Raw genomic sequence first — 9411 nt, 5'->3', positions numbered from 1 at the left:
GACACGATGACCTACTTCCACGACCACTACATCACCGACGTGGCGCACGACCTCGACTGGCGCGCTTCGCCGCTGCTGCACACCGACCTCGCAGGCCTGCCGCCCGCACTCGTGCTCACGGCCGGCTACGACCCGTTGCGCGACGAAGGCGCGGCGTATGCCGAAGCGCTCACGGCCGCCGGCAACCGCGCGAACTACGTGTGCTTCGAGCGCCAGATCCATGGCTTCATCACCATGGGCAAGGTGCTCGACGAGGCCCACACCGCGGTCGCGTTGTGCGCCGCCGAACTGCGCCGCGCGTTCGCGTCGGCCTAGGGAAAGTCCCCGCGCAAATGGATGCCGCGCTCAGGGCCCTCGCCGCTACGATCCAGCGAACACGACGCCACCCCCCGGTCGGACGTCGTCGACCGATGCAGGAGACAGACACCATGCAGCGAACCAGGACGTCGACGCCTTCGGGCGGCGATGCACGGCAGGGCGAACGCCTCATGTGGCTCACGCCGCAGCGCGTCTTCTACGCCGGGCTGCTCGGCGCCGCCGCCGAGCGCGCGATGGGTGGGCACGGCGTGTACGTGTCGCCGGCCGGTGCGCCGCCCAACCGCATCCGCATTGGCGGCGGTGCCTGGCAGAGCGGCGAGTTCATCGTGGTGCCGCCGCACGTGCCGCACCAGGTCGAGAGCGCGTGCCCGCTGATCTTCAACCTGCTGATCGAATCGGAGTCGGTCGATCCCGCACGCATGCCGGCCTTCTTGCAGCACTGCGGCCCGGTCGATGCGCCTGCCTTCGTGCAGCGCATGCGTGAGGCCCATGCCCATCTGCTGGCCGCCTCGGCGCGCGGCATCGACTTCGACGGCTTCGATTTCGACGCGCTGTTCTTCGACGGCCCGCTCACGCCGCGCCCGCTCGATGCGCGCATCCGCAAGGTGGTCGACATGCTCGTGGCCGACCCGGCCGCGCCCGCCTCGGCGGAAGACTGCGCGGCCTCGGTGCACCTGTCGTTCTCGCGCTTCCTGCATCTGTTCAAGCAGGAGACGGGCATGGCCTTTCGCGGTTTCCGTGCCTGGAAGCGCGCGCGCAGCCTGCTGCGCTACGTGCACCAGAGCGGCACGCTCACCGACATCGCGCTGGACACCGGCTACCCCGACTCCACGCACTTCAGCCATTCGATCCGCCAGGTCTACGGGCTCAAGCCCAGCGACATCGTGGCGGGCTCGCGCCGCCTCGCGCTGCACGACGCGGCCGGCGGGTTCCGGCAGTAACGGCGCGCGGGACGGCAACGCATGCAGATCCTCCAACTCCTGCTGTCTGGCATCGCGCAAGGCTGCATCTACGGCCTGATCGCACTCGGCTTCGTGCTGATCTACAAGGCCACCGAAACGGTGAGCTTCGCGCAGGGCGACCTGATGATGCTCGGCGCGTTCGGTGCCTTCGCGGGCATGTCGCTGTTCGGCATGCCGTTCTGGCTCGCGGCGCTGCTGGCCGTGGTGGCCATGGCGGCCTTCGGCGTGCTGCTCGAGCTGGTGGTGATCCGCCCGATCCTCGGGCAGCCGCAGTTCTCCATCGTAATGCTGACCATCGGCATTGCGTACGTGGCGCGCGGCCTCATCACCATGGTGCCGGGCATCGGCACCGACACCCACACGCTGGCCGTGCCCTACAAGGACCAGATCTGGAAGCTCGGCGAGCTGGTGGTGAACCTCGAGCAGCTCGTGATCATCATTGCCACCGCCATCCTGTGCGGGCTGCTGTTCGCGATGTTCCGCTACAGCAAGCTCGGCATCGCGATGCAGGCCTCGTCACAGAACCAGCTCGCGGCCTACTACATGGGTATTCCGGTGAAGCGGCTCAACGGGCTGGTGTGGGGGCTCGCCGCAGCGGTGGCGGCCATTGCCGGCCTGCTGCTCGCACCCATCACCTTCGTGCACGCCAACATGGGTTTCATCGGGCTCAAGGCTTTTCCGGCGGCGGTGGTGGGCGGCTTCGGCAGCCTGCCGGGCGCGATCGTCGGCGGGCTGGTGATCGGCATCGTCGAGTCGTTCGCGGGTTTCTATCTGCCCGACGGTTTCAAGGACACGGCGCCGTACATCGTGGTGCTGCTGATGCTCACGATCAAGCCCAACGGCCTCTTCGGCGAAAAGCTGCGCAAGAAGGTGTAAGTCTCATATGCGCTTCATCTTCAAAACCAGCTACGACCAGGACATCCGCCTTGCGCGGCACGGCGGCCATGTGCTCTGGTACAGCCTGCTCGTGGCCTTCCTGCTCGTCGCGCCGTGGGTCATCGACGAGTACTGGCTCGCGCAGCTGACCTTCGTGCTCATCTACGGCATCGTCGGCCTGGGGCTGATGCTGCTGGCGGGCTTCACGGGGCAGTTCTCCATCGGGCATGCGGCGTTTCTCGGAACGGGCGCGTACACGCAGGGCGTGCTGACCAACATGGGTGTGCCGTTCCCGCTCGCGCTGCTCGCGTCGGCCGCGCTCTCGGCGGCGGTGGGCGTGGTGGTGGCATTGCCGGCGCTGCGCGTGAAGGGCATCTACCTGGGCATCGCGACGCTGTCGTTCGGCTTCATCGTCGAGGAAGTGTTCGCGCGTTGGGAAAGCGTGACGGGCGGCAACGCGGGCCTGCATGTGAAGTCGCCGCAGCTGTTCGGTTGGTCGCTGGGCTCGGGCGAAGGCTTCTACTTTCTGTGCCTGGTGGTCGCGGTGATCTCCACGCTGGGCATCCTGAACCTGCTGCGTTCGCCGACCGGGCGCGCCTTCGTGGCGATCCGCGATTCGGAGATTTCGGCGCAGAGCATGGGCATCCACCTGGCGCGCTACAAGACGATGTCGTTCGCGATCTCGGCCGCGCTCGCGGGGCTGGGCGGCGCGCTGTATGCGCACAAGCTGAGCTTCATCTCTCCGGACCAGTTCAACATCCTGCAGTCGATCGACCTGCTGCTGATGGTGGTGATCGGCGGGTTGGGCTCGGTGCACGGCGCGTTCCTCGGTGCGATTTTTCTCATCGCGATGCCGCAGCTGATCTCGATGGGCAAGGACTGGCTGCCGGCCGTCGTCGGCCAGGCGCCCGGCCTGCAGGGGCTGGTGTACGGCCTGGTGCTGATCGCCTTCGTGCTGTTCGAGCCGCTGGGGCTGTACGGGCGCTGGCTGAAGATCCGCACCTGGCTGCAGCTCTTCCCGTTCTACCGCAAGGGCTTGTTCAAGCGGCAGAAGTCGTTCACCAAATCGGATCGGCTGAGATGAGCAACGACATTCTTTTGTCGGCCAAGGACCTGAGCGTGCGCTTCGGCGGCGTGCTCGCGGTCAACAAGGTGAGCTTCGACGTGCGGCGCGGCGAGGTGTTCACGCTCATCGGCCCGAACGGCGCCGGCAAGACGACGGTATTCAACCTCATCAGCCGCATCTACACGCCGACCACCGGCGAGATCACCTGGCATGGCGAGGCGGGTGGACCGATCGCGCTCACGCAGCAGGCGCCGCACGCCATTGCGGCACTGGGCATTGCGCGCACCTTCCAGAACATCGAGCTGTTCGAGCATGCGACCGTGTTGCACAACCTGCTGATCGGGCGCCACACGCACCGGCAGACGGGCTTCTGGAGCGAGGTGTTCTTCACGCCGGCCACGCGCCGCGCCGAGATCGCCGCGCGCGAGAAGGCGGAGCAGGTGATCGACCTGCTCGACCTGCAGCACTACCGCGACTCGATGGTGGCTGGGTTGCCTTATGGCGTGCGCAAGGTGGTGGAGCTGGCACGCGCGCTGTGCACCGAACCCAAGCTGCTGCTGCTCGACGAGCCTTCTTCGGGACTCAATGTCGAAGAGACGGCGGACATGGCGTTCTGGATTCAGGACATTCAGCACGAGCTGGGGGTGTCGGTGCTGATGGTCGAGCACGACATGTCGCTGGTTTCCAAGGTGTCGGATCGCGTGTTGGCGATGAACCAGGGCGAGGTGCTGGCGACCGGGTCTCCGCGCGAGGTGCAGGCGGATGCGCGGGTGATCGAGGCTTACCTTGGGACTGTGGATGACGTGAGCAGCCTTCGGAGGGTTGTGGCATGAGCGCTTTGCCCGTTTGCTCTGTGGAGGCGCCCGGTGCGCGGCACGGCGCGGTCGCCCCCACTGTGCCGGCCGCTTCGCGGCTCCCCTGCGGTGCTCGCGTTTCGCGGGGTCTCGCAGAACTCGCTTCGCTCAAACAGCTGCGAGCCCTGATCCGCGAAACGCTGCGCTCCTCGGCGGCACAGAGGGGGCGCCCACGCCGCACCGCACACCGGGCTTGGCTGTGGCGTGATGGCTCTGCGCGTTCTGCCTTGAACTCGGGAGTGCGCGCATGAGCGACGTCGTGCTTCAACTGCTCAACGTGGAAAGCGCCTACGGTCCGATCAAGGCCATCCGCGGCGTGAGCCTGAAGGTGCGCAAGGGCGAGATCGCGACGGTGCTCGGCTCCAACGGCGCGGGCAAGACGACGATTCTCAAGACCATCTCCGGGATCATCGATCCGCGCAAGGGCAGCATCGAATTCCAGGGCCACGACATCACGGCCAAAGACCCCGCCTTCATCGTGCAGCAGGGCCTGAGCCATGTGCCCGAAGGGCGCGAGGTGTTCCCGCTGCTCTCGGTGAAAGACAACCTGCTGATGGGCGCCTACACGCGCAAGGACCGCGACGGCGTGGCGCGGGACATCGAGACCGTCTTCACCTACTTCCCGATCCTGCGCGAGCGGGCCACGCAGGACGCCGGCCTGCTCTCGGGCGGGCAGCAGCAGATGCTGGCCATCTCGCGCGCCATCATGGCGGCGCCGCACCTCATCCTGCTCGATGAACCCAGCCTCGGCCTGAGCCCCAAGCTCACGAAGGAAATCTTCGAGATCGTGGTGCGCATCAACCGCGAGCGCGGCACCACCATCCTGCTGGTGGAGCAGAACGCCAACATGGCGCTCAACGCCGCCGACCACGGCTACGTGCTGGAGAACGGACGCATCGTGATGGAAGACTCGTGCGAACGCCTGCGCGAGAAGGACGACATCAAGGAGTTCTACCTCGGTGTCAAGGACGACGGCGTGCGCGGCGAGCGACGCTGGAAAAAGAAGAAGACCTGGAGGTAGCCGTCGCCATGCAAGGACTCTGGGATCTTCGAACCATCGAACCCGGCCACGACATCCTCGTGCCGGGCGACACGCTCTCGGCCATGTTCTGGAACGCCGTGCGCCAGCGCGGCGACAACATCTGGATGCGGCAGAAGGAGCTGGGCATCTGGCGCGCCTGGAGCTGGCGCCAGACCGCCGAGGCCGTGCGCGAAATCGCGGCCGGCCTGCAGGCGATCGGCTTCACGCGCGGCGAGTGCGCGTCCATTCTTTCGAACACCGTCATCGAGTGGGTGCTGGCCGACCTGGCCGTGCTGAGCTGCGGCGGTGTCTCCAACGGCATCTACCCGACCGACGCCGCCTCACAGGTGGAGTACCTGTGCGAAGACTCGCGCACCACCGTGCTCTTCGTGGAAGACGACGAGCAGCTCGACAAGGCGCTCGAGGTGCGCACCCGCCTGCCCGGCCTGCGCCGCGTGGTCGTGTTCGACATGGAAGGCCTGCGCGAGCTCGACGACCCGGCGGTGATGAGTTTGGATGCGCTGCGCGCCCTCGGCCGCACGCACCTGGCGGGCGACCCGCAGGCGGTGGAGCGCAGCGTGGCCGCCTGCCGGCCCGAAGACCTCGCCATCCTCGTCTACACGTCGGGCACCACCGGCAAGCCCAAGGGCGCGATGCACAGCCACGCGGGGCTGGTGTACACCGCGCGCGGCTACAACACGCTCATCGCGCAGGACGAGAAAGACGAGCGCATGTGCTTCCTGCCGCTGTGCCACATCGCCGAGCGCATGGGCGGCGAGTACTTCGCGATGTACACCGGCTCGATCCTCAACTTCGTCGAGAACCCCGAGACGGTGCCCGAGAACGTGCGCGAGATCGCGCCGACGGTGTTCACGGGCGTGCCGCGCGTGTGGGAGAAGTTTTATTCGGGCGTGATGATCGCGCTGAAAGAGGCCAGTCCGCTGCAGCAGGCCGCCTACAAGTGGAGCATCGGCGTGGGCGAGACCATCGCCAACAAGGTGCTGGCCGGCCAGGAGATCGGCACGGGGCTGCGCCTCAAGTTCCGGCTCGCACGGCTGCTGGCGCTGGACAACGCGCGCAAGCTCATCGGCATCCACCGCGCGCGCTTTCTCGTGACCGGCGCGGCGCCCATTTCACCCGAGCTGGTCAAGTGGTACCTCGCGCTGGGCGTGCCCATGCTCGAGGTGTGGGGCATGACGGAGTCGTGCGGCGCCTCCACCGCCGTGCCCGTCACCCGCATCAAGCCCGGCTCCATCGGCCCGGCCACGGGCTACAACGAGGTGCGCATCGATCCGGCCACCAGCGAAATTTTGGTGCGCGGCCCCAACGTCTTCATGGGCTACCTGAATCTGCCCGAGAAAACCGCCGAGACGATCGACGCCGACGGCTGGCTGCACACGGGCGACGTGGGCGTGATGGACGAGGACGGGTATTTCCGCATCACCGACCGGATGAAAGACATCATCATCACGGCAGGCGGCAAGAACGTGACCCCGAGCGAGCTGGAGAACGAGCTCAAGTTCAGCCTCTACATCACCGATGCCGTGGTGATCGGCGACAAGAGGCCCTACCTCACGGTGATCGTCATGATCGACCAGGAGAACGTCGAAAAGTTTGCGCAGGACCACGACGTGCCGTTCAGCAACTACGAGAGCCTGACGCGCACGCAGGAAGTGCAGGACCTGATCCAGGGCGAGATCGATCGCGTCAACGCCAAGTTCGCGCGCGTCGAGCAGATCAAGAAGTTCTTCCTGCTCGAGACGCAACTGAGCGCCGAGGACGAGGAACTCACGCCGACGATGAAGCTCAAGCGCAAGCTGGTGCAGACCAAATACGCGGCGCGCATCGACGCCATGTACCGCTGACCTCTTTTTTGCCAACCCGAGGAGACAACGCTATGACGAAGCTCAAGACATTGACGACGCTGGCCGTGCTGGGCCTGATCGCGACGCTCGCGTCGGCGCAGCAGGGCGTGACGAAGGACGAGATCCGCATCGGCACCATCCAGGATCTGTCGGGTCCGCTGGCGGGTTTCGGCAAGCAGGCGCGCAACGGCATGCAGCTGCGCGTGGACGAGCTCAACGAGCAGGGCACGCTCAACGGCCGCAAGCTCAAGCTCTTCGTCGAAGACTCGGGCTACGACCCGAAGAAGGCCGTGCTGGCGGCGCAGAAGCTGGTCAACCAGGAAAAGATCTTCATCATGGCCGGCCACATCGGCACGGCGCAGAACATGGCGGCGATGCCGGTGCAGTTCGACAAGAACGTCGTCAACTACATGCCCATCACCGCGGCGCGCGAAATGTACGAGCCGCTGAACCGGCTGAAGTACTCGTTCGCGGCCACCTACTACGACCAGATCCGCCTGGCGCTGCCCAAGATGATCAAGGACAAGGGCGCCAAGAAGGTCTGCACGATCTACCAGGACGACGAGTTCGGCCTCGAGGTGCAGCGCGGCGCCGAGGCCGGCCTGAAGGCCTCGGGCATGGAGCTGGCCGAGAAGACCTCGTTCAAGCGCGGCGCCACCGACTTCAGCTCGCAGGTCGCGAAGATGAAAGCCGCCAACTGCGACCTCGTGGTGCTCGGCACCATCATCCGCGAGACCATCGGCACCGTGGGCGAGTCGCGCAAGACTGGTTTCAACCCGACCTTCCTGGGGTCGAGTGCGGCGTATACCGACCTGATCCACAAGCTCGGCGGCAAGGCCATGGACGGCGTGTACGCCACCATGACCGTGCAGAACCCCTACACCGACGAGCAGTCGCAGCCGCTGCGCTTCTGGGCCAACAAGTACAAGACCAAGTTCAACGAAGACCCGACCGTGTTCTCGGTGTACGGCTACGTGATCATCGACTCGTTCATCAAGGCCGCCACCAAGGCCGGCCCGAACCTGACGACCGACAGCTTCATCAAGGCGATGGACGGCATCACCTTCGAGCCCGACATGTTCGGCAGCCCGAAGAGCACCTACACCGCCACCAAGCGCCTGGGCAACGACCAGTCGCGGCTGTCGCAGATCAAGGACGGCAAGTGGGTCGTCGTCTCCGACTACGTGACGCCATAACTGGTACTCCCCCAGGCTTCGCGCACTGCGTGTCGCTTCTCCAACCCCCTCGCCGGGGGCAACACCTGCGGCCCGGCAAAGCCGGTTCCGCGGTGTTCCACGATCTGGGCGCGCAGGTTTATATTTGCGGCGAACTCTCAGCGTGAGCCCGCCATGCCCCAGTACTGGTTGATGAAATCCGAGCCCGACGAGGTCTCGATCGACGATGCCCTCGCCGCGCCCGGTGCCACCGTGGCGTGGACCGGCGTGCGCAACTACCAGGCGCGCAACTTCATGCGAGACGGCATGAAGGTCGGTGACGGCGTGCTGTTCTATCACTCGAGCTGCCCCGAGCCCGGCATTGCCGGTGTCGCGCGCGTGGCCTCGGGCATCCAACCCGATCCGACGCAGTTCGACCCGAAGTCGCCGTACTACGACGCCGGTGCGAAGCCGGACGATCCGCGCTGGTTGCTGGTCGACGTGCAGGCGCTGCGCAAGACGCGGTTGCTGTCGCTGCCCGAGCTGCGCGCCAAGCCCGAGCTGGCCGACCTGGTCGTGCTGCGCAAGGGCAACCGGCTATCGATCACGCCGGTGGAGCCGGCGCACTGGAAGGTCATCGAAAAGATGCTGGCCTGAACGAAGCTGTTCAGGCGACTTTCGACAGGATCGGGAACAGCTTGCCGAGCCCGTCGGCCATCACCTCGACCGCGAGCGCCGCGAGGATCAGGCCCATCAGCCGCGTCATGATGTTGATGCCGGTCTTGCCGAGCACCCGCGCGATCGGCTGCGCGAGCGAAAACGCCAGCGCGGTCGCCAGCGCCACCACCACGCCATAGCCGACCAGCAGCCCCAGCTCCCACAGGTGCTGCGTCTTGTCGGCGTAGATCACCACGGTGGAGATCGCGGCCGGGCCGGTGAGCAGCGGAATGGTGAGCGGCACCACCGCGATGGAGGCGCCCATCGACGCCTTCACTTCGGTGGCGCGCAACTCGTCGACGTTGGTCTTGCTCTCGGCCGGTTGCGCGTTGAGCATCGAGATCGAGCTCATGAGCAGCAGCAGCCCGCCGCCGACCTGGAAGCTCGCGATCGAGATGCCGAAGAACGACAGCAGCTGCAGCCCGATGAGCGCGCTGACGGCAATGACCACGAAGGCGCTGAACGCCGACATGCGCACCGTGCGCTTGCGCTGGGCGTCGGAGTAGTCCTGCGTGTAGTGGATGAAGAAGGGCACGATCGCCAGCGGGTTCACGATGGCCAGCAGCGTGATCAGCGGC

10 protein-coding genes are annotated in these 9411 nt (G+C 66.2%); 9 read left to right on the top strand and 1 reads right to left on the bottom strand.

Annotated elements, in window-relative coordinates; all coding sequences use genetic code 11:
* The 9 genes from AAG801_RS37165 to AAG801_RS37125 form a co-directional block, all read left to right on the top strand.
* Positions 1-315 (top strand): alpha/beta hydrolase fold domain-containing protein (locus AAG801_RS37165; RefSeq protein ID WP_341892933.1); only part of this gene is annotated, 315 nt, incomplete at its 5' end.
* Positions 316-428: 113 nt separating this feature from the next.
* Positions 429-1259, top strand: coding sequence for an AraC family transcriptional regulator (locus AAG801_RS37160; protein WP_153281759.1), 831 nt, complete (start codon positions 429-431; stop codon positions 1257-1259).
* Positions 1260-1280: 21 nt separating this feature from the next.
* Positions 1281-2156 carry a branched-chain amino acid ABC transporter permease gene (locus tag AAG801_RS37155; protein ID WP_099793559.1) on the top strand — a complete coding sequence of 292 codons (876 nt, stop codon included), beginning with the start codon at positions 1281-1283 and terminating at the stop codon, positions 2154-2156.
* A gap of 7 nt (positions 2157-2163) precedes the next feature.
* On the top strand, positions 2164-3240 hold the full coding sequence (locus tag AAG801_RS37150) for a branched-chain amino acid ABC transporter permease (protein WP_341892932.1): 1077 nt from the start codon (positions 2164-2166) through the stop codon (positions 3238-3240).
* Positions 3237-4055, top strand: coding sequence for an ABC transporter ATP-binding protein (locus AAG801_RS37145; protein ID WP_101491342.1), 819 nt, complete (start codon positions 3237-3239; stop codon positions 4053-4055). The genes AAG801_RS37150 and AAG801_RS37145 overlap by 4 nt, the downstream gene beginning before the upstream one ends.
* Before the next feature lie 268 nt (positions 4056-4323).
* Positions 4324-5097 (top strand): ABC transporter ATP-binding protein, encoded by a 774-nt coding sequence (locus AAG801_RS37140; protein WP_153281762.1) that lies wholly within the window; start codon positions 4324-4326, stop codon positions 5095-5097.
* A gap of 8 nt (positions 5098-5105) precedes the next feature.
* Positions 5106-6962: a long-chain fatty acid--CoA ligase gene (locus tag AAG801_RS37135; RefSeq protein WP_341892931.1), complete on the top strand. Its 1857-nt coding sequence runs from the start codon at positions 5106-5108 to the stop codon at positions 6960-6962.
* 32 nt (positions 6963-6994) lie between these two features.
* Positions 6995-8158, top strand: a complete 1164-nt coding sequence (locus AAG801_RS37130; protein ID WP_099793552.1) for an ABC transporter substrate-binding protein — start codon at positions 6995-6997, stop codon at positions 8156-8158.
* Between the two features lie 153 nt (positions 8159-8311).
* Positions 8312-8773, top strand: coding sequence for an EVE domain-containing protein (locus tag AAG801_RS37125; RefSeq protein ID WP_341892930.1), 462 nt, complete (start codon positions 8312-8314; stop codon positions 8771-8773).
* A 10-nt stretch (positions 8774-8783) separates the two neighbouring features.
* Here AAG801_RS37125 and AAG801_RS37120 read toward each other — a convergent pair.
* Positions 8784-9411, bottom strand: a 628-nt coding sequence (locus AAG801_RS37120) for a MarC family protein (RefSeq protein WP_341892929.1), incomplete at its 5' end; no start/stop codon positions are given.

It is taken from the genome of Variovorax sp. YR752 (assembly GCF_943372545.1).
Note: the sequence above shows the minus strand (reverse complement) of the source record. Positions and strands in the feature narration are given on the sequence as shown.